This window comes from Enterobacter sp. ECC_219_Taxon_10 (genome assembly GCF_058354905.1).
Genome location: NZ_CM178005.1, coordinates 558,790 through 578,239 on the forward strand (window position 1 = coordinate 558,790; position 19,450 = coordinate 578,239).

The 19,450-nt window shown below is 48.4% G+C and carries 18 protein-coding genes and 1 tRNA gene; 16 read left to right on the forward strand and 3 right to left on the reverse strand.

Going from position 1 to position 19,450, the window contains the following annotated elements:
• Positions 1–12 precede the first annotated feature (12 nt).
• From yagF to AC4ICF_RS02560, 3 genes are all read left to right on the forward strand, one after another.
• Complete coding sequence (gene yagF, locus AC4ICF_RS02550) at positions 13–1,980, forward strand: xylonate dehydratase YagF (protein ID WP_316379783.1); 1,968 nt, start codon at positions 13–15, stop codon at positions 1,978–1,980.
• Between the two features lie 226 nt (positions 1,981–2,206).
• Positions 2,207–3,589: an MFS transporter gene (locus AC4ICF_RS02555; RefSeq protein ID WP_163330717.1), complete on the forward strand. Its 1,383-nt coding sequence runs from the start codon at positions 2,207–2,209 to the stop codon at positions 3,587–3,589.
• An 11-nt stretch (positions 3,590–3,600) separates the two neighbouring features.
• Complete coding sequence (locus AC4ICF_RS02560) at positions 3,601–5,211, forward strand: glycoside hydrolase family 43 protein (protein WP_316379782.1); 1,611 nt, start codon at positions 3,601–3,603, stop codon at positions 5,209–5,211.
• A 4-nt stretch (positions 5,212–5,215) separates the two neighbouring features.
• Here AC4ICF_RS02560 and xynR read toward each other — a convergent pair whose 3' ends face one another.
• The 3 genes from xynR to argL form a co-directional block, all read right to left on the reverse strand.
• Positions 5,216–5,974, reverse strand: a complete 759-nt coding sequence (gene xynR / locus AC4ICF_RS02565) for a DNA-binding transcriptional repressor XynR (RefSeq protein ID WP_316379781.1) — start codon at positions 5,972–5,974, stop codon at positions 5,216–5,218.
• 138 nt (positions 5,975–6,112) lie between these two features.
• Positions 6,113–7,117 (reverse strand): ornithine carbamoyltransferase, encoded by a 1,005-nt coding sequence (gene argF, locus AC4ICF_RS02570; RefSeq protein WP_010427327.1) that lies wholly within the window; start codon positions 7,115–7,117, stop codon positions 6,113–6,115.
• Positions 7,087–7,182, reverse strand: a complete 96-nt coding sequence (argL, locus tag AC4ICF_RS02575) for a putative translational regulatory protein ArgL (protein ID WP_213375672.1) — start codon at positions 7,180–7,182, stop codon at positions 7,087–7,089. The genes argF and argL overlap by 31 nt, the downstream gene beginning before the upstream one ends.
• A gap of 99 nt (positions 7,183–7,281) precedes the next feature.
• Between argL and rraB the strand changes: the two genes are divergently transcribed.
• From rraB to AC4ICF_RS02640, 13 genes are all read left to right on the forward strand, one after another.
• Entirely contained in the window at positions 7,282–7,707 is a 426-nt protein-coding gene (gene rraB, locus AC4ICF_RS02580) for a ribonuclease E inhibitor RraB (protein WP_006810300.1), read from the forward strand.
• 46 nt (positions 7,708–7,753) lie between these two features.
• Positions 7,754–8,512, forward strand: a complete 759-nt coding sequence (gene miaE, locus AC4ICF_RS02585) for a tRNA isopentenyl-2-thiomethyl-A-37 hydroxylase MiaE (protein ID WP_022646893.1) — start codon at positions 7,754–7,756, stop codon at positions 8,510–8,512.
• A 30-nt stretch (positions 8,513–8,542) separates the two neighbouring features.
• Positions 8,543–9,265 carry a topoisomerase II gene (locus AC4ICF_RS02590; protein ID WP_316379780.1) on the forward strand — a complete coding sequence of 241 codons (723 nt, stop codon included), beginning with the start codon at positions 8,543–8,545 and terminating at the stop codon, positions 9,263–9,265.
• Between the two features lie 104 nt (positions 9,266–9,369).
• Positions 9,370–9,454: transfer RNA gene (locus AC4ICF_RS02595), tRNA-Leu, on the forward strand.
• A gap of 189 nt (positions 9,455–9,643) precedes the next feature.
• Positions 9,644–10,894, forward strand: a complete 1,251-nt coding sequence (locus AC4ICF_RS02600) for a tyrosine-type recombinase/integrase (protein WP_049102050.1) — start codon at positions 9,644–9,646, stop codon at positions 10,892–10,894.
• Between the two features lie 87 nt (positions 10,895–10,981).
• The gene (locus AC4ICF_RS02605) at positions 10,982–12,121 is read left to right on the forward strand and encodes a DNA cytosine methyltransferase (protein WP_001399625.1); all 1,140 of its coding nucleotides are present in this window, start codon (positions 10,982–10,984) and stop codon (positions 12,119–12,121) included.
• On the forward strand, positions 12,057–13,133 hold the full coding sequence (locus tag AC4ICF_RS02610; protein ID WP_004171733.1) for a type II restriction enzyme NmeDI-related protein: 1,077 nt from the start codon (positions 12,057–12,059) through the stop codon (positions 13,131–13,133). Before AC4ICF_RS02605 ends, AC4ICF_RS02610 begins: the two co-directional genes overlap by 65 nt.
• Positions 13,134–13,274: 141 nt before the next feature.
• Positions 13,275–14,084: a DUF6387 family protein gene (locus tag AC4ICF_RS02615; RefSeq protein WP_049102051.1), complete on the forward strand. Its 810-nt coding sequence runs from the start codon at positions 13,275–13,277 to the stop codon at positions 14,082–14,084.
• Positions 14,085–14,249: 165 nt separating this feature from the next.
• Positions 14,250–14,456, forward strand: coding sequence for a helix-turn-helix transcriptional regulator (locus AC4ICF_RS02620; protein ID WP_004200782.1), 207 nt, complete (start codon positions 14,250–14,252; stop codon positions 14,454–14,456).
• 21 nt (positions 14,457–14,477) lie between these two features.
• Positions 14,478–14,792, forward strand: a complete 315-nt coding sequence (locus tag AC4ICF_RS02625) for a hypothetical protein (RefSeq protein ID WP_049102052.1) — start codon at positions 14,478–14,480, stop codon at positions 14,790–14,792.
• Between the two features lie 282 nt (positions 14,793–15,074).
• On the forward strand, positions 15,075–16,277 hold the full coding sequence (locus AC4ICF_RS02630; RefSeq protein WP_061379671.1) for a tyrosine-type recombinase/integrase: 1,203 nt from the start codon (positions 15,075–15,077) through the stop codon (positions 16,275–16,277).
• Positions 16,270–17,574: a tyrosine-type recombinase/integrase gene (locus tag AC4ICF_RS02635; protein ID WP_160890572.1), complete on the forward strand. Its 1,305-nt coding sequence runs from the start codon at positions 16,270–16,272 to the stop codon at positions 17,572–17,574. The genes AC4ICF_RS02630 and AC4ICF_RS02635 overlap by 8 nt, the downstream gene beginning before the upstream one ends.
• Complete coding sequence (locus AC4ICF_RS02640; RefSeq protein WP_491466145.1) at positions 17,571–19,445, forward strand: DNA-binding protein; 1,875 nt, start codon at positions 17,571–17,573, stop codon at positions 19,443–19,445. The genes AC4ICF_RS02635 and AC4ICF_RS02640 overlap by 4 nt, the downstream gene beginning before the upstream one ends.
• Positions 19,446–19,450 lie beyond the last annotated feature (5 nt).

Consider the following 19,450-nt stretch of genomic DNA (forward strand, 5'->3'; position numbering starts at 1 on the left):
CGGACGATAACGATGACCATTGAGAAAATTTTCACCCCACAGGACGACGCGTTTTATGCGGTGATCACCCACGCGGCGGGGCCGCAGGGCGCGCTGCCGCTGACCCCGCAGATGCTGATGGAATCCCCCAGCGGCAACCTGTTCGGCATGACGCAGAACGCCGGGATGGGCTGGGACGCCAACAGGCTGACCGGCAAAGAGGTGCTGATCATCGGCACCCAGGGCGGCATCCGCGCCGGAGACGGGCGCCCGGTCGCGCTGGGCTATCACACCGGCCACTGGGAGATCGGCATGCAGATGCAGGCGGCGGCGAAGGAGATTACCCGCAGCGGCGGGATCCCGTTTGCGGCCTTTGTCAGCGATCCGTGCGACGGGCGCTCGCAGGGTACGCACGGCATGTTCGACTCCCTGCCGTACCGCAACGACGCGGCGATCGTGTTTCGCCGCTTGATCCGCTCCCTGCCCACGCGGCGGGCGGTGATCGGCGTGGCAACCTGCGATAAAGGGCTGCCCGCCACCATGATTGCGCTGGCCTCGATGCACGACCTGCCGACCATTCTGGTGCCGGGCGGGGCGACGCTGCCGCCGACCGTGGGGGAAGACGCGGGCAAGGTACAGACCATCGGCGCGCGCTTCGCCAACCACGAACTCTCATTGCAGGAGGCCGCCGAGCTGGGCTGTCGCGCCTGCGCGTCGCCGGGCGGTGGGTGTCAGTTCCTCGGCACGGCGGGCACCTCGCAGGTGGTCGCGGAGGCGCTGGGCCTGGCTTTGCCGCATTCCGCGCTGGCGCCGTCCGGGCAGGCGGTGTGGCTGGAGATCGCCCGTCAGGCGGCGCGCGCGGTCAGCGAGCTGGATAACCGCGGCATTACCACGCGCGATATCCTCACCGATAAAGCCATCGAAAACGCGATGGTGATCCACGCGGCGTTCGGCGGCTCCACCAATTTACTGCTGCACATTCCGGCCATCGCCCACGCGGCGGGCTGCACGATCCCGGACGTTGAACACTGGACGCGCGTCAACCGCAGGGTGCCGCGCCTGGTCAGCGTGCTACCCAACGGCCCGGACTATCACCCGACCGTGCGCGCCTTCCTCGCGGGCGGCGTGCCGGAAGTCATGCTCCACCTGCGCGATCTCGGCCTGCTGCATCTGGACGCCATGACCGTGACCGGCCAGACGGTGGGTGAGAACCTCGACTGGTGGCAGGCGTCCGAGCGCCGTGAGCGCTTCCGCCAGTGCCTGCGCGAGCAGGACGGCGTGGATCCGGATGACGTGATCCTGCCGCCGGAGAAGGCAAAAGCGAAAGGGCTGACCTCGACGGTCTGCTTCCCGACGGGCAACATCGCGCCGGAAGGGTCGGTGATCAAGGCCACGGCGATCGACCCGTCGGTGGTGGGTGAAGATGGCGTATACCGCCACACCGGCCGGGCGCGGGTGTTTGTCTCGGAAGAGCAGGCGATCAAGGCCATCAAGCGGGAAGAAATTGCGCAGGGCGATATCATGGTGGTGATCGGCGGCGGGCCGTCCGGCACCGGCATGGAAGAGACCTACCAGCTTACCTCCGCGCTGAAGCATATTTCGTGGGGCAAGACGGTATCGTTAATCACCGATGCGCGCTTCTCGGGCGTGTCGACGGGCGCCTGCTTCGGCCACGTGTCGCCGGAGGCGCTGGCGGGCGGGCCGATTGGCAAGCTGCGCGATAATGACATCATCGAGATCGGCGTCGACCGCCTGACCCTTACGGGCAGCGTGAACTTCATCGGCACGGCGCACAACCCGCTGACGCCGGAGGAGGGCGCGCGCGAGCTGGCGCGGCGGCAGACGCACCCGGACCTGCACGCCCACGACTTTTTGCCGGACGATACCCGGCTGTGGGCGGCGCTGCAGTCGGTAAGCGGCGGCACCTGGAAAGGCTGTATTTATGACACCGATAAAATCATTGAGGTAATTAACGCCGGTAAAAAAGCGCTCGGCATTTAATTATTTTCAGAGATAAAACCGTCTGCGGAAAATATTCCGCGGACGGCTTTTCCATTTCTGTTATTTAATAATATAAACAATAGGTTGAGATATATCGTCGGCGTCACAAAAGCAAAATAACGTAATTCAGAAATAAGATATGACCATTGCTGGTTAATTGAACAGCTCATTACACTCCATTAACACGATGTTGTAATTCAGCACACTACATAAGGGTGTAATTCTGATGACGCAATTAACCATGAAAGACAAAATTGGCTACGGGCTGGGTGACACCGCCTGCGGCTTCGTCTGGCAGGCCACGATGTTTCTGCTGGCCTACTTCTACACCGACGTCTTCGGCCTGTCGGCGGGGATTATGGGCACGCTGTTTTTAATCTCCCGCGTGCTCGACGCCGTCACCGACCCGCTGATGGGGCTGCTGGTGGACCGCACCCGCACGCGCCACGGCCAGTTCCGCCCGTTCCTGCTGTGGGGCGCCATCCCGTTCGGCATCGTCTGCGTGCTGACCTTCTACACGCCGGACTTCTCCGCGCAGGGCAAAATCATCTACGCCTGCGTGACCTACATTCTCCTGACCCTGGTCTACACCTTCGTTAACGTGCCGTACTGCGCCATGCCGGGCGTCATCACCGCCGACCCGAAAGAGCGTCACGCCCTGCAGTCCTGGCGCTTCTTCCTGGCGGCGGCGGGCTCGCTCGCCATCAGCGGCATCGCGCTGCCGCTGGTGAGCATCATCGGCAAGGGGGATGAGCAGGTGGGCTATTTCGGCGCCATGTGCGTGCTGGGGCTTGTTGGCGTGGTGCTGCTCTACGTCTGCTTCTTCACCACCAAAGAGCGCTACACCTTTGAGGTTCAGCCGGGTTCGTCGGTGGCGAAAGATCTCAGGCTGCTGCTGGGCAACGGCCAGTGGCGCATCATGTGCGCGTTCAAGATGATGGCGACCTGTTCCAACGTGGTGCGCGGCGGGGCGACGCTCTACTTCGTGAAATACGTGATGGATCACCCGGAGATGGCGACCCAGTTCTTACTCTACGGCAGCCTCGCCACCATGTTCGGCTCGCTCTGCTCCTCCCGCCTGCTGGGCCGCTTCGACCGCGTCACCGCCTTCAAGTGGATCATCGTCGCCTACTCGCTGATCAGTCTGCTGATTTTCGTCACCCCGGCTGAGCACATCGCGCTGATTTTTGCCCTCAACATCCTGTTCCTGTTCGTCTTCAACACCACAACGCCGCTGCAGTGGCTGATGGCCTCTGACGTGGTGGATTACGAGGAGAGCCGCAGCGGTCGCCGCCTCGACGGGCTGGTGTTCTCCACCTACCTGTTCAGCCTGAAGATTGGCCTGGCGATTGGCGGGGCGGTGGTGGGCTGGATCCTGGCGTACGTGAACTATTCCGCCAGCAGCAGCGTGCAGCCGGTTGAGGTGCTGACCACCATCAAAATTCTGTTCTGCGTGGTGCCGGTGGTGCTCTACGCGGGCATGTTCATCATGCTGTCGTTCTACAAGCTCACCGACGCCCGCGTGGAGGCCATCAGCCAGCAGCTGATCAAGCATCGCGCGGCGCAGGGCGAGGCCGTTCCCGACGCCGCGACAGCCGCATCCCATTAACCGGAGGCAATATGGAAATCACTAACCCAATCCTGACCGGCTTCAACCCGGACCCGTCCCTGTGCCGCCAGGGCGAGGACTACTACATCGCCACCTCAACGTTCGAGTGGTTCCCGGGTGTGCGCATCTACCACTCCCGCGACCTGAAAAACTGGTCGCTGGTCAGCACCCCGCTGGACAGCGTGTCGATGCTGGACATGAAGGGCAACCCGGACTCCGGCGGCATCTGGGCGCCGTGCCTGAGCTACGCCGACGGCAAATTCTGGCTGCTCTACACCGACGTGAAGATTGTCGACTCGCCGTGGAAAAACGGCCGCAACTTCCTGGTTACCGCGCCCTCGATTGAGGGACCGTGGAGCGAGCCGATCCCGATGGGCAACGGCGGGTTTGACCCGTCCCTGTTCCACGACGACGATGGCCGCAAATACTATATCTACCGCCCGTGGGGGCCGCGTCACCACAGCAACCCGCACAACACCATCGTGTTGCAGGCGTTTGACCCGCAGACCGGCACCCTCTCGCCCGAGCGCAAAACCCTGTTTACCGGCACGCCGCTCTGCTACACCGAAGGCGCTCATCTGTATCGCCACACGGGATGGTACTACCTGATGGTGGCCGAGGGCGGCACCAGCTACGAGCACGCCGTCGTGGTGCTGCGTTCCAAAAATATCGACGGGCCATACGAGCTGCACCCGGACGTAACGATGATGACCAGCTGGCACCTGCCGGAGAACCCGCTGCAGAAGAGCGGCCACGGCTCGCTGCTGCAGACCCACACCGGGGAGTGGTACATGGCCTACCTCACCAGCCGCCCGCTGCGCCTGCCCGGCGTGCCGCTGCTGGCCTCCGGCGGACGCGGCTACTGTCCGCTGGGGCGCGAGACCGGCATCGCCCGCATTGAATGGCGCGACGGCTGGCCGTACGTGGAAGGCGGCAAGCACGCGCTGCTGACCGTGAAAGGACCGCAGGTGGAGGAGCAGACTGCAGCCGTTCAGGCCACCTGGCGGGACGATTTCGACGGCAACACGCTTGACCCTGAGCTGCAGACCCTGCGCATTCCGTTCGACGACACCCTCGGCTCGCTCACCGCGCGCCCGGGCTACTTACGGCTCTACGGTAACGACTCGCTCAACTCGACCTTTACCCAGTCGACCGTGGCGCGCCGCTGGCAGCACTTCGCCTTCCGGGCGGAGACGCGGATGCAGTTCTCGCCGGTCCACTTCCAGCAGAGCGCGGGGCTGACCTGCTACTACAACAGCAAAAACTGGAGCTACTGCTTTGTGGACTACGAGGAGGGGCAGGGCAGAACCATCAAGGTTATTCAGCTCGACCACAACGTGCCGTCGTGGCCGCTGCACGAGCAGCCCATTCCGGTGCCGGAACATGCGGAGAGCGTCTGGCTGCGGGTGGACGTGGACAGGCTGGTCTACCGCTACAGCTATTCGTTCGACGGGGAGACGTGGCACGCCGTGCCAGTCACGTATGAGGCGTGGAAGCTGTCGGACGACTACATCGGTGGGCGCGGCTTCTTCACCGGCGCGTTTGTGGGGCTGCACTGCGAGGACATCAGCGGCGACGGCTGCCACGCAGACTTCGACTACTTCACCTACGAGCCTGTCTAGCGGCTCAGGCCGGGTAGCCCAGCGCGCGTGAGAGCGCGAGTCCGGCCTGCTGAAGCTGCTCGCGGAAGCGGGCCAGCTCGGCGTCGTCCACGCGTGAGGTCAGCGTCGACAGGCTCAGGGCGGCGATGACGCGGGACTCGTGGTTCCACACCGGCACCGCCACGCAGCGCACGCCCTGCTCGTTCTCTTCGCGGTCCAGGGCGTAGCCCTGCTCGCGGGTCTGTGCCAGGGCGGTCATTAATGCTTCGCGAGAGGCGAGGGTAGCGGGCGTAAAGGTGGTGTACTGATAGCCTTCCAGCAGGGCGTTCAGCTCGGCCTCGCCCAGCCAGGCAATCAACACCTTGCCAATGGCGGTGGCGTGAACCGGCAGACGGCGGCCGATGCGCGAATAGGCGATGGCGGCCAGCTTGCCTTCAATCTTCTCGATATAGACCCCTTCACGCCCGTCCAGGATCCCCAGATGGGTGGTCTGCCCGGTACGTTGGGACAGCTCCGTCAGCCAGCCTTTCGCCTTCTGACGAATATCGATGGAGCCCACGACAAAATGGCCGCGCTCGACCAGCTTCATGCCGAGGCGATACTTGCCGTTCTCCGGGTTCTGATCGATATAGCCGTGAAGCTGCAGGGTTTTCAGCAGCGAGTGGAGGGTACTCTTGCTCAGCCCCATCAGTTTGCTGATGTCGGTGATCTTAAGCTCGGTGGCCTGCTCGTTGAACAGGTCGAGGATCTGCAACGCACGTTCAACAGACTGAATAATCGGCATAATGCTGGCATGTCCACGCTGGAATTAAGGCGAAAACGTACCTTTTTCGGGGTGAAAAATCAATGAAATGGAGCCGATGTTCTCCCTCTCCCTGTGGGAGAGGGCCGGGGTGAGGGCACCAACGCGCAGAGGACCCAATCACTCCCCAAGCGTCGCCACCATCACCGCCTTAATCGTATGCATCCGGTTTTCCGCCTGGTCGAACACGATGCTTGCCGCCGACTCAAACACCTCGTCCGTCACTTCCATCCCGCCGTGCAGATCGAACTCTTTCGCCATCTGCTTGCCGAGCGTGGTCTGGTCGTCATGGAACGCAGGCAGACAGTGCAGGAACTTCACGTCCGGGTTGCCGGTCAGCGCCATCATCTGCGCGTTCACCTGATACCCGCGCAGCAGCGCGATCCGCTCCGCCCACTTCTCTTTGGCTTCGCCCATCGACACCCACACGTCGGTATAGATAAAGTCCGCGCCCTTCACGCCCGCCGCCACGTCTTCGGTCAGGGTGATCTTCCCGCCGTGCTTCTCCGCCAGCGCGCTGCACTCCGCCACCAGGCTCTCTTCCGGCCAGCAGGCTTTCGGGGCCACCAGACGCAGATCCAGCCCGGTCAGCGCCGCCGCTTCCAGCATCGAGTTGCCCATGTTGTTGCGCGCGTCGCCCGCGTAGACCAGCGTCATCTCGTTAAACGCCTTGCCCGGCAGGTGCTCCTGCATGGTCAGCAGGTCCGCCAGCAGCTGGGTCGGGTGGAACTCGTTGGTCAGCCCGTTCCACACCGGCACGCCCGCGTACTGCGCCAGCGTTTCGACCACTTCCTGGCCGTGGCCGCGATACTGAATGCCGTCGTACATCCGCCCGAGCACGCGCGCGGTGTCTTTAATTGACTCTTTATGCCCAATCTGGCTGCCGCTCGGCCCTAAATAGGTGACGCGCGCGCCCTGGTCAAATGCGGCAACTTCGAAAGAGCAACGTGTACGGGTCGAGTCTTTTTCGAAGATGAGCGCGATGTTTTTACCGGTAAGCTTCTGTACTTCCTTGCCATTTTTTTTATCGGCCTTGAGCTGTGCGGCAAGGGTCAGCAGAGAAGTGAACTGTGCAGGGGTAAAGTCGAGCAGTTTCAGAAAGTGTTTTTTGTATAAATCGGACATTTTATCCTCACATGGCGAACGCCACTTATTGAATTAAAATTCACTTTATATGTGTAATTATTCATTTGCAACCCCGTTTCACAAATCTTTCCAACAAAGGTGGAGGCAAACCCGTCCGTGTGTGAAAATAGAAGTATCTGCCGCACTTTAAAGAGGATTGAGCCATGGCAAACCCGGAACACCTGGAAGAGCAACGCGAAGAGACGCGTCTGATTATTGAAGAGCTGCTGGAAGACGGTAGCGATCCGGACGCGCTGTACACCATCGAGCACCATTTCTCTGCGGATGATTTCGACGCGCTGGAAAAAATGGCCGTGGAAGCCTTCAAGCTGGGTTACGAAGTGACCGAGCCGGAAGAGCTGGAAGTGGAAGAGGGCGACACCGTCATCTGCTGCGACATCCTGAGCGAAGGCGCGCTGAAGGCGGAGCTTATCGACGCGCAGGTAGAACAGCTGATGAACCTGGCCGAGAAGTTTGACGTGGAATACGACGGCTGGGGAACCTACTTCGAAGATCCGAACGGTGAAGACGGCGAAGAAGGCGACGACGAAGATTACGTCGACGAAGACGACGACGGCGTGCGTCACTAAGCGTTTCAGGCGGTGGCGCGCGCCACCGCTTTTTCAAGGCAGAACCATGGATTACCCGCAGATACTCGCCCCCGTACTCAACTTCCTCCAGTGCCCGACCCCGCAAGCATGGATTGATAAAGCCCGCGACCCGGCGAACCTGCCGCTGCTGCTTACCGACCACATGGTGTGCGAGCTCAAGGCCGCCCAGACCGCGCTGCTGCTGGTGCGCAAATACGTCGCCGACGAAAGCGGTGCCGACGCGCTGCTCGACTGGCTCAAACCCTACGAACAGTTCACCTTCCGCGACGGCCCGGAGCCGGACTTCATCGCCCTGCACAGGCAGATTGGCAAAAGCGTGATGCCCAAAACCGACGACCCGTGGGGCCAGGCGCTTATCGACAGCATGGTGCTGCTGATTAAAGAGGAGCTGCACCATTTCTGGCAGGTGCGCGAGGCGATGCTGGCCCGCGACATTCCATACGTCAAAATCACCGCCAGCCGCTACGCCAAAGGGATGCTGAAGGAAGTGCGCACCCACGAACCGCTGACGCTGATCGACAAGCTTATCTGCGGCGCCTACATCGAAGCCCGCTCCTGCGAACGCTTTGCCGCGCTGGCCCCGTTCCTCGACGACGACCTGCAGAAGTTCTATCTCTCGCTGCTGCGCTCGGAAGCGCGCCACTATCAGGACTACCTGACGCTGGCTCAGCAGGTGAGCGACGACGATATCTCACCGCGCATACAGCTTTTTGGTGAAATTGAAGCCACACTTATCTCGACACCGGACCACGAGTTTCGCTTCCACAGCGGCGTGCCGGTGTAAACCGGCATAACGCAAGGATAAGGATGCGAGATGAAAAAATCGTGGATCAGTACGGTCATTGTTGTTGTCGCGGTCGCCGCCGTGGCGTTCTGGGTGTTCTTCGACAGGCAGCGCGCTCCTGAACAGCAGATGGATAACGCCCTTAACGCGATGCCCGCCTGGCAGGTGATTAAGGAGCAGGAGCCTGTGCTGCATCAGCGCATTCTCGACCAGATGGCCGCCCTGCAAAAAGCGGGCGAGCCGGAGCAGCAGATTATCGACACCATCCAGCCGCAGATCCTGCATCTGCAGATGTCGCGCCTGCAAAACGCCCCGGACGCCAACGTGGTGAACTACATGACCATCAACATGGAGCAGACCGCCGCCATCCAGAAGGTGAGCGACGACGCCTGCTTCCGCTTCCTCTACCCGACGGTGAAGGGCGGCGTGAACCCGATGCGCATGCTGGATAAAGACCTGATGGCGCGGCGCATGCAGGCCGACGCCGACATGATGCGCGCGGCCTACGGCAAAAAACGCCACACCGTGACCCCGGCCGAACGCGAGGCGGCTGTCGAGGACGTGCGGCCGATTATGAAGGCGCTGGCCGATAAGTACGGCGAGGACATCCAGCTGCTGCAGATGCCGGAGAAGGCGGCGGGCAAAGAGAAGCTCTCCTGCGATATGGTGCAGGAGATGTGGGCGAAGGTGCTGGCGCTGCCGGAGCAGAAGGCGGCGGGGGTGATTCGTCTGGCGGTGTCTGAGCTGGAGTGAAAGGGCGCTGGTTTTTTGGGCACTTAGCGCGGGTTTAGCGCGTCGTCGCTTGCATGGCGGCGCGCGACAGGTATAATCCACAACGTTTCCGCATCCCCTTCAGTGCCGAAGTGGCGAAATCGGTAGACGCAGTTGATTCAAAATCAACCGTAGAAATACATGCCGGTTCGAGTCCGGCCTTCGGCACCATATAAAGTTTTTTTCAAGTCTACTCACGTCTACTTTAGTCCATAAAAACAGTAAATTAAGCAGGTTTTTTGCTTTTCTTAGTCTGTCCACGTCTACTTACTTCTATCCACATATACCAACGAATGATGGTATAACTGGTGGTATCTTCGGTTCGATTGATTTTGATACCAACAGCGGAGGTATCAACTGATGGCACTTACTGATATCAAAGTTAGGACTACCAAGCCCTCCGACAAACCTTTCAAACTTACAGATGGGCAGGGTATGCACCTGCTGATCAACCCCAATGGTTCAAAATACTGGCGACTCCAATACCGTTTCGATGGCAAACAGAAAGTTTTAGCATTGGGAGTTTATCCAATAGTCTCTCTTGGTGAAGCTCGCAGGAAACGAGATGAGGCCAAAAAGTTGGTATCTGATGGTATCGATCCTTCCGAGAAGAAAAAAACAGACAAGATCGAGCAGAGCGAAGCTCTGACATTCGAGGCTGTCGCAAGGGACTGGCATACTGCCTGTAAAAGGAAATGGTCTGATTCCCACAGCGAGAGAGTTCTAAAAAGCATGGAAGATGGTCTCTTTACTGCTATTGGTAAAAGAAAAATATCTGAACTTAATACCAGAGATCTTCTTGCCCCTATCAAGGCTGTTGAAGCTTCCGGGCGATTGGAAGTTGCTTCCCGATTACAGCAAAGAACAACGGCAGTAATGAGATATGCTGTCCAGAACGGGCTGATAGATTACAACCCTGCTCAGGAGATGGCAGGAGCTATTGCGGTAGCTAAAAGAGTCCACAGGCCAGCTTTGCCATTCGAACGATTCTCAGAACTTTTAGAACGAATTGATAGTTTCAAGGGTAGAAAACTCACGAAGTTAGCCGTGAAACTCACATTGCTCATTTTCATTCGTTCAAGTGAACTTAGGTTTGCTCGTTGGTCAGAGATAGATTTCGACAATGCCATGTGGACTATCCCTGGGGAACGTGAGCCATTGCCAGGGGTCAAACATTCTCATCGAGGCTCAAAAATGAAGACCCCACACCTCGTGCCGTTAAGTCGCCAGGCTATAGAACTCCTCAAAGCTATCAAAGAAATCAGCGGTGAATGTGAACTTGTGTTCATTGGTGATCATGATTTTAGAAAGCCTATGAGTGAAAACACGGTAAACAAGGCTTTAAGGTCTATGGGCTACGACACTACGGTTGAAGTATGTGGACATGGTTTTCGTGCGATGGCATGTAGTGCGTTGATCGAATCGGGAAAATGGTCAAGGGATGCTGTTGAACGGCAGATGAGCCACCAAGAGCGAAACTCCGTTCGTGCTGCCTACATTCATAAAGCAGAACACCTTGATGAAAGAAGGCTTATGTTGCAGTGGTGGGCTGATTACCTTAATGCCTTGAAAGATAGGTTTATCAGTCCCTTTGATTTTACAACAAAGTAGCTTGATCAACGATTAACTATCCACTGGCATAGCCGTGTGATATGATTACAATGGCTATATTTTTAATTTAAATTTAATAGGTAAAAAATGTCCACAATTAACCCCGCAATTTTTTCTTTTTTCTCTGGTTCAGGATTTCTTGATCTTGGATTTGAAAAAAATGGTTATGAAGTGGTTTTCGTGAATGAATACCATGCTCCGTTTATGGATGCATATAAACATTCCAGGAAAAAATTAAATATAGCACCACCTCGTTTTGGGTATGCAGAGTGCAGTATTGAAGATGTAGAACATGAAAAAATTAAGTCTTCTATGCTTCAACTTAAAAATGAGGGGCGATTGACTGGATTTATTGGTGGTCCACCATGCCCGGATTTCTCTGTAGCGGGTAAAAATAAAGGTCGAGATGGTGAAAACGGTCGGCTTTCACAAAGCTATATTGATATCATTCTTGAAATGAAACCAGATTTCTTTCTTTTTGAGAATGTTAAAGGTCTATACCGTACCAGTAAACATAGGGAATTTTTTGACCATTTAAAAACTCAATTAGAATCGGTTGGTTATTGTTTGCATGAAAAACTAATAAATTCTATTGAATATGGTGCTCCTCAAGATAGGCAACGAATCATATTGATTGGTTTCCTTGATGAAAAATATGCAAGCCAATTCAATTGGGGGCAAAGAGTCTACCCTGAAAGAACTGCATTTGAATATAAATGGCCGACGACAAACCAATTTTCAGAAAACACTTCTGTTATAAAACCAAAGGGTATCCCAGAAGAGTTAACAGTAGAGCATTGGTTCAAGAAAAACCAGGTTGATAATCATCCAAATGCAAAGCATGTATTCGCGGCAAGAGCAGGGCTTGCGAGGTTTTTGACTGTCGAAGAAGGGGATGATAGTAAAAAATCCTATAAAAGGTTGCATAGATGGAGATTTTCACCAACTGCTGCTTACGGTAATAATGAGGTACATTTACATCCTTATAAACCAAGAAGAATTACTGTTGCCGAAGCATTAGCAATTCAGTCTTTACCAAAAGAATTTGAATTACCTGCTTATATGACTCTGTCTAATATGTTTAAAACTGTCGGTAACGGTGTACCCTACTTAGCAGCGGCCGGTATTGCCAAATCTATTATAGAGCATTTAGGAATCGAATATGAGAGTAACTGCGGCGAACTTAGCACAGGCGATTGCCAATCTACCAAGAAACACGCAGTTTAATTATGTAAATGTGCGAAATTCGGGAAGAATCATTGTAACGAATGTTCAACTTCCCGAAGGCCCAATAGAATTCAAAAGATTCGATCCAAAAAAGGGTGAGACACTGCATAGTTCTAAATCGGAAAGCATCTCCACACAAATGTTGTGGAGATTGGCTAATGCTTTACAGGAAGATGTCCCTGTCAATTTGGATCGTATTTTTGGTGCAAGCTATAATACACGTGCTGTTCTCGAAAGCCTTTTGGCCCATACTCCTGAGTTTTATTGGTGTAAGCTTGATCGCCTTGAGGTAATGAACACTCAGAAAAATATTAAAAAAGGTCACAAGCACCTTATTTATAGACCAAATGACCCACATGAAAATGGTGTAGCAATAGAACATACTACTAATGTTATAATTTCTGAAATGAATTTAGATGTTGTCCATCAATCAGTTGATATAGAGACAATCTTACCTACTAAAGGAATGACGATTGAGGAAAAAAGACGTCATGCACAAATTCAAATCTCATTAGTAAAAATAGGTCATTACTTAGGTTATCGGACATGGGTTGCAGCAAATGATCGAGGCCTCCAATATAATGGAAAATCTATAGCCCAAATGGATGGGGTCATAGATAATTTAAGAAATGAACAAGTGCTTCAATCATATGATAAAGCTATCAAAGAAGCTCGGCTTATAGATTGTATTTGGTTTCGAAATGGAAAATTAATGCCTGCAGTTATGGAGATTGAGCATAGCACTGGTATTAAAAGTGGTTTGGTAAGGATGAAACAATTTTATGATTATGCACCACAGTTAAAAAATATACGTTGGACCGTTGTGGCACCTGACGAATATAGAAATAAAGTTATAGAGTTTTCTAATATGCCACAATTTAAAGAATTAGATACTCGATTCTTCCCCTATTCTGCTGTAGAGGAACTCTATTCATTATGTGCAAGAAGGAATCCTCAAGGAATTACAGACGATTTCCTCGATGCATTCATGGAAAAGTGTGTGACACATTAGTACTCCATAATCAGTTACCGGAGCAAATTACTTTGCTCTGGTTGATTAACTGAAAATTAGTATTAAAATCTGAAGGTGTTTATTTTATAAATAAATATCAAATGTAATGTTATTTTCAATAATTATTTCTAAGAGCGGTTTATGAGAGCAATTAGCCCCTTTGAGGAATTGAAGAACTGGTTTAATCTTGATAACTACGAACCGATAAAATCGTTTACAATCAAGGAACTACATAGAGAAATTGTCTTTAGAGAAGTGATTTTTGATAGCATAAATTTTGAATGGGAAGATGAAAATCAAAATTTGAAGTCAATTCTTGACGGTAATCCCATTTTAAGTAGACAAGACAATTATTATGATCCCTATGTTAAGGGACAAAAACATGTTGTACAGATAAGTTTCGGTGATATAGAAAAATTAGAGAAAAAACTAATAATGTTTGATATGGATTTCTTTGAACAGAATGGTGATTTCAAGAAAGAATTAAAAAATAAACCCATAACACAAACCATGAGAGACTTTTTTCTCAACAAAAATAGCAGCAAGATGTATGTATCATTTGATTTGGGGTTATCTAGTGATGAGGAAATTATATCAGCCCTGCAAACTATGCTTCCAACTCTAAGGAAAGAATACGAGATTGACCCAGTAAAAACAGAAAAGATAGGGCTCGCAAAAATAAGAAAACTTGTCGATTACAACATTATTCCTATGATGGACTTACTAATTTGGTCAAAATTCAAAAAAGCAAAAATCTCAAATATGGTCTTGTCTCGTGTGTTGTATCCTGATTTCACTCACGAGATTAGAGGCGAAGATCACATTAAAGATACAGACAGGCCCATTGCTGAGAAGGCTTTAAATGGAGAGATAACTCGTAGTTTGGAGTACTTTCTTAGTAAAAACAGTCATCTCACCAACATACCGATTTCAGAACTCGGATCTCTCTAGCTATAAATCATCATGCAATTGTCAAGGGGATGGTGAAAATATTTTTCTTCCCCTAAATTTCTCTCCATTCTTCCCTCATCTAAATTTTCAGTTATCAGCACTCCCTTCATAGATACAAATCTGTGTGGCTAATATCTCCTTAACGGAAGCGGAGGAGACAGCCAAATGAATACAACCAATCAAAGCTTAATTCGTTTACCAGAAGTCTTGAAACGAACTGGTTTCGGCAAGGCCTGGATCTATCGTCTGATCAGTGAAGGTCGGTTTCCGGCACCCGTTAAGATCGGAATTCGTGCCGTTGCTTTTGTCGAGAGTGAAGTTGACGAGTGGATTCTATCAGTTATCGAAACAAACAGAATTAAAGTTGCTTAATTAAACCTGGGAGAGATTTTTATGAATATCGAAGAATTTATGAATGAAGAAAACCATATGTGCAATTTAGGCGAGGATCTTTTTTGCAAGATCTTCGAACCCGGAGCGATTTATGATTTGCCGAATAGCGATTTTAATAAAGAAATCATTTACTGGCTCAGTCAGTATCTTGTCGGAAATTTGAGACAACCTTTAGACGCGATCTCTGAGCTTGATATTTTCGAGCAGTTTTATGTTTACGAGACATGGTTCTCTCTAATTAAATGCCCTGTAGAAATGAAAAGTCTTTCAAAGCGAATAATCCAATACCATATTGGGCTGAAAACTCTTTTGTAAAAATGTAAAGTTTGGTCCCATATTTTGGCTTAAAACCTTACAAAATAACTTACATTATTTTGGTTGCCGTTTATTAGCAAGGCAGTGAGATAGTTTTCGAAGTATTAGGTGTACATAATAATAACTAGATCTACCAGATGATAATTTGACAGGAATAATCGTCTATCTCACTGTTTTAATTTAACTAAATGACTTAATCGATTCAAATAAATTTGTAAATCTACGAAATGCTTATTATTAATATATTGGAATTATACTTTTTGTAAAGTTTAGGAGGAAAATATGCGTAGTATTTGTGTGGATTCTTTTATGTTCGAAAATGGTGAGAGATATTGTCATATTGTAAATAAAAATACTGGTGAACCATTGTATTATCCTAACTTGTATATAACAACACAGGTCAGGAATCGGTCAGAGTCTATATCAACAATGAAGGTTATTGCCGGTAGCATTTCATTGTTATATCGATTCTTTATGAGGAAAGAGATCAATATTGATGAAAGAATTCAGGAAAAAATATTTCTGGCTCCTCATGAAATTGAAGATTTGATTGAATTCACTTCATTCAATTTCCGAGATGGCGATGATGATAATTTTAGGAGTTCAAATGTCAAAAAACCAACTAAGTACTTTCGGATTACAACCATAGCTAACTATCTGGAATGGCTGTGCAAAATACATCTTTCTCATACAGGACAGAAGGATACTCTCAAATATATTTTAGATTTCATTAACAACATAAAACGAAAGAAACCGAGAAACAATGATAAATATAATATGGATATAGAAAAAAGCTTAGATAAAGAACAATTGGATTCTTTGTTTAGCACTCTTGCACCGGGTAGTAAATTAAATCCTTTTTCAGAAAAAGTGCAAAAAAGAAACAATCTAATATTCCTGCTATTATACTGCTTTGGCCTGAGAGCAGGTGAACTTTTGAATCTGCGAATTGGTGATATAGATTTTGCAGAATCGACAATTGCAATAAGAAGAAGAGCAAATGATAAAACAGATCCGCGAGTGTATCAGCCATTAGTTAAAACTTGTGAGAGGAAATTAATTGCTGATACAAAGCTCATGTTTGAAATTTCAGATTATATTATGAATGATCGAAGAAAGATAAAAAATTCTAACAAACATGATTTCCTGTTTATTACTTATAAGGAAGGAAAAACTCAAGGGCAACCTATTTCATTTTCTTCATATCACAAAGTGGTGAGTGTTGTTCGTCAATCCTCCTCACTTCTAGGGGGATTGACAGGTCACAAACTCAGACATACATGGAATTATGAGTTTTCGAAAGCAATAGACAAGAATCAGGACATATCCGATGAAAAAGAGCAACAAATCCGTTCTTATCTCATGGGATGGCAACCGGGTTCAGAAACTTCAATGATTTATAATCGCAGGCATATTTTTGAGCTATCGAAAAAAACTGCACTTCAACAACAAGAGCAACTATTCAAAGGAGAATTTGATGAATAATTTAATTAAATATAACTCTGATAAAATGTCTTTGCATGAGCATAAAATCGTCAGTTCGATTGAAAGCAATGGAATCAATCTTACAAACTTAATATATGCTATGAACGAAAATTTGGTTTGTGGATTTGTATATACAGTACAATATTATTTTAATAGCAACAGCTATTTGTATGTGAAAAATATTGTTAGAAATATGGAGAGTCTTATCTGTAAAGTATCTCCTACTCATATTGATGATAAGGTTCTAATTGAATATCAAAATAAGAAATTATCAAAAGCCCCAGCATCACTTCGCGTTTTACGACCATTTTTGATTAAATGGTTTGAGTTAGGATATCCAGGAATAGATGAAAGTGCGGTAGAACTGTTAAAGCATTTGGACCTAAAGATAAAAAAATCTGGTCAGTCTGTGCTTCAAGATGATCCAACAGAGGGACCACTAACTAAAGAAGAACATACTTCTTTGATTAAGGCTATGAATCATGCATATAGAAAAGGTGAACTGTCACTGCCACATTATGCAATATCACTATTGATCAGCCTTACAGGTAGAAGACCTCAGCAGTTAGTTATGTTGAAATATAAAGACCTTCTTCAAAAGAACTTAGATAATGGCAAAGTAGAATATGTAATTTCAGTGCCACGAGTTAAACAACGGGGTAAAGAACTACGATATCGAGAACTTGCAATAATATCAGAGGTTGCATCAATTGTTCAATTGCAAGCTAATCAATCAGTGAAACTCGTTGAGCAAGCTCTTGGAAAAACTCTTGATGATTATTCTAAACGAGAAGTTCCTATTTTCTTAAATGAGGAAAAACTCTCAGATTTATCCATAACAGGTTCAATTATTCTGGAATATAATAAATTATATGCGAAGCCTATAATTGCTAATGTAGCATTGAAAGGTATTGTTAATAATGGGAATATAATATCCAACCGTACCGGTTCGATACTAAATATTACTCCTCGTAGGCTTCGTTATACAATAGCAACTATGCTGGCTAAGGATGGGCATAATGTTAATACTATAGCTGAGTTATTGGATCATTCCTCTACTTCAAGTGCGGGTATTTATATTAAAAATCATGCTGACAGTGTTGAAAGGATTGATTCCGCTGTTTCAGAACAATTGTCATTTGTCGCTGATATTTTTATGAACGGAATCAAATCTAAAAAGAGTAGTCATTTCAAATTTTTTTCTTCAAGTAGATGCCAGAGTCAGAATTCAGGATTTCCTTGCAATCAATGTATGTTTTTTATTCCGATTGAGTGCAGTGAGGTGAATCAACTATGAATAATATTATTTTGTTCAAATCAAAAAAGCATATTCTTGTAGAAGAAAATTATAATGAGTTCATAAAATTTTGTCGCTATCAACTGCCCGGACTAACCCAAACTCAGGATTGGGAGCAGTATGCATGGAAAGGATATGTCACATTTAGAAAAATAGGGGTTGGAAATAAAGTCTTTGATTCCATTGATGCAATGCACGAAGATTATATCAATTTTGCGAAAGCATATATCAGATATCAACACTCATTGAAACCATTAAAAAACTATGGGGTTATTATGATGGCTTTGCGATGCCTCGAACAGGCCCTTTTGCAGGTTCAGAACACTGGTCTCATTTATAATGTTACAGCCGTTGTTTTCGATGAGGCAATGCAGATCGGGAGTAAATATTTTGAAGGTAACGTTTTGGCTAAATGTGGAATACAGCTTGAAAAAATATCAAAGTTTCTATATGAACATAATCTTGTGAAGTCAGGATATATCTCATGGAAAAACCATGTAAAACAGAAAGTCAAAAACAATTATCTTCCTGAGATTGAGGATTATCACCGAAGCGATAAGTTACCAGATGAAGAGGCATTGCTCGCTATTGCTGATATTTTTTCTCAAAATGATGAGTTACTGAGTCCAAGGGATAAGTTCACAAGTTCAGTATTTGCACTTCTACTTTGTTGTCCGAGCAGAATCTCTGAGATTTTAGCCTTACCTGCTGATTGTGAGATTACACAAATAGATGGCAAGGGTATCGAAAGATATGGGTTGAGATTTTATTCGGTAAAAGGGTATGGCCCTAATATCAAATGGATTCCACGGGTTATGATACCAGTTGCAAAGAAAGCAATTAGAAGATTACTTTCCTTATCACAAAATGCAAGAGCACTTGCTTACTGGTGCGAAAAGTACCCGGATAAATTTTACCGACATGAGCTTTGCCCGACAGTCGATGAAAAAGCTAAATTGACCGTTGTACAAGTTTGCCAGGCACTGGGGTATAATTTATTTGATCATAAATCATGTGTTTTAAAAATTAAAAGAACGAGTTTGGATGGTGGGAAAAGTTTCTTAAACCACAATGATTACAACTATTCATTGAGTAATTTGTGGGAAATTATTAGTTCTAATTTTAGCAGAGACTTTCCATGGTATGATAAAGAAAAATCCATAAAATTTAGTAATGCTTTATGCTTGCTCAATACTGATCAATTTTCTTTATCAAGAATGACTTCAATTTTCACATTTTACAAACCTACTAAAAGTTTCTTTTTCAGTGACATACAAAGTAAAAAAAGCTATGAGATGAATTATAAAAATATATTTTCCCGATATGGGTATTATGATAATGAAGGTAAACCACTACTTATTCGCTCACACCAGCCACGGCACCTTTTAAACACAATAGCCCATTATGGTGAAATGCCTGAACTGGATATAGCTAAATGGTCTGGTCGTATCAATGCGAATCAGAACAGAGTTTATAACCATGTGTCAGAAGAAGATATGTTAGATAAAATCAAAGCTATTAAATTGAATAGGAGTAATTACTGTCAAAGGGAGTCAATATCCACAAATGAATTGACAATTGATTTTGATAACCTTAATCAAGGTGCAATACACTTAACTGAATTTGGTTACTGTGTACATAACTATTTAATCAAGCCTTGTGCAAAAATTAATCATCTTATTGAATGTGATAATGAAACACCGGATATTAACTCAGTAGATAGAATTAGACTGCAATCTGTCCGAGAGAAAGTAATGCAATTAAAGAGAATAACTCAGATCGCTTATGAAAATGGTGATTATGGTGCAGACAAATGGTTGCAACACCATGAAAAAAATTTGGAAAGAATTAATAAGCTTTTGAATAATTAAAACAG

Coding starts and splice junctions, on each gene's coding strand:
- argF (WP_010427327.1), bottom strand. CDS start 7,117: ATGTCCGATTTATACAAAAAACACTTTCTGAAACTGCTCGACTTTACC.
- AC4ICF_RS02625 (WP_049102052.1), top strand. CDS start 14,478: ATGAATATCGAAGAATTTATGAATGAAGAAAACCATATGTGCAATTTA.
- AC4ICF_RS02615 (WP_049102051.1), top strand. CDS start 13,275: ATGAGAGCAATTAGCCCCTTTGAGGAATTGAAGAACTGGTTTAATCTT.
- AC4ICF_RS02610 (WP_004171733.1), top strand. CDS start 12,057: ATGAGAGTAACTGCGGCGAACTTAGCACAGGCGATTGCCAATCTACCA.
- miaE (WP_022646893.1), top strand. CDS start 7,754: ATGGATTACCCGCAGATACTCGCCCCCGTACTCAACTTCCTCCAGTGC.
- AC4ICF_RS02630 (WP_061379671.1), top strand. CDS start 15,075: ATGCGTAGTATTTGTGTGGATTCTTTTATGTTCGAAAATGGTGAGAGA.
- AC4ICF_RS02560 (WP_316379782.1), top strand. CDS start 3,601: ATGGAAATCACTAACCCAATCCTGACCGGCTTCAACCCGGACCCGTCC.
- AC4ICF_RS02590 (WP_316379780.1), top strand. CDS start 8,543: ATGAAAAAATCGTGGATCAGTACGGTCATTGTTGTTGTCGCGGTCGCC.
- xynR (WP_316379781.1), bottom strand. CDS start 5,974: ATGCCGATTATTCAGTCTGTTGAACGTGCGTTGCAGATCCTCGACCTG.
- AC4ICF_RS02620 (WP_004200782.1), top strand. CDS start 14,250: ATGAATACAACCAATCAAAGCTTAATTCGTTTACCAGAAGTCTTGAAA.
- AC4ICF_RS02635 (WP_160890572.1), top strand. CDS start 16,270: ATGAATAATTTAATTAAATATAACTCTGATAAAATGTCTTTGCATGAG.
- argL (WP_213375672.1), bottom strand. CDS start 7,182: ATGAATAATTACACATATAAAGTGAATTTTAATTCAATAAGTGGCGTT.
- AC4ICF_RS02555 (WP_163330717.1), top strand. CDS start 2,207: ATGACGCAATTAACCATGAAAGACAAAATTGGCTACGGGCTGGGTGAC.
- AC4ICF_RS02600 (WP_049102050.1), top strand. CDS start 9,644: ATGGCACTTACTGATATCAAAGTTAGGACTACCAAGCCCTCCGACAAA.
- AC4ICF_RS02640 (WP_491466145.1), top strand. CDS start 17,571: ATGAATAATATTATTTTGTTCAAATCAAAAAAGCATATTCTTGTAGAA.
- AC4ICF_RS02605 (WP_001399625.1), top strand. CDS start 10,982: ATGTCCACAATTAACCCCGCAATTTTTTCTTTTTTCTCTGGTTCAGGA.
- yagF (WP_316379783.1), top strand. CDS start 13: ATGACCATTGAGAAAATTTTCACCCCACAGGACGACGCGTTTTATGCG.
- rraB (WP_006810300.1), top strand. CDS start 7,282: ATGGCAAACCCGGAACACCTGGAAGAGCAACGCGAAGAGACGCGTCTG.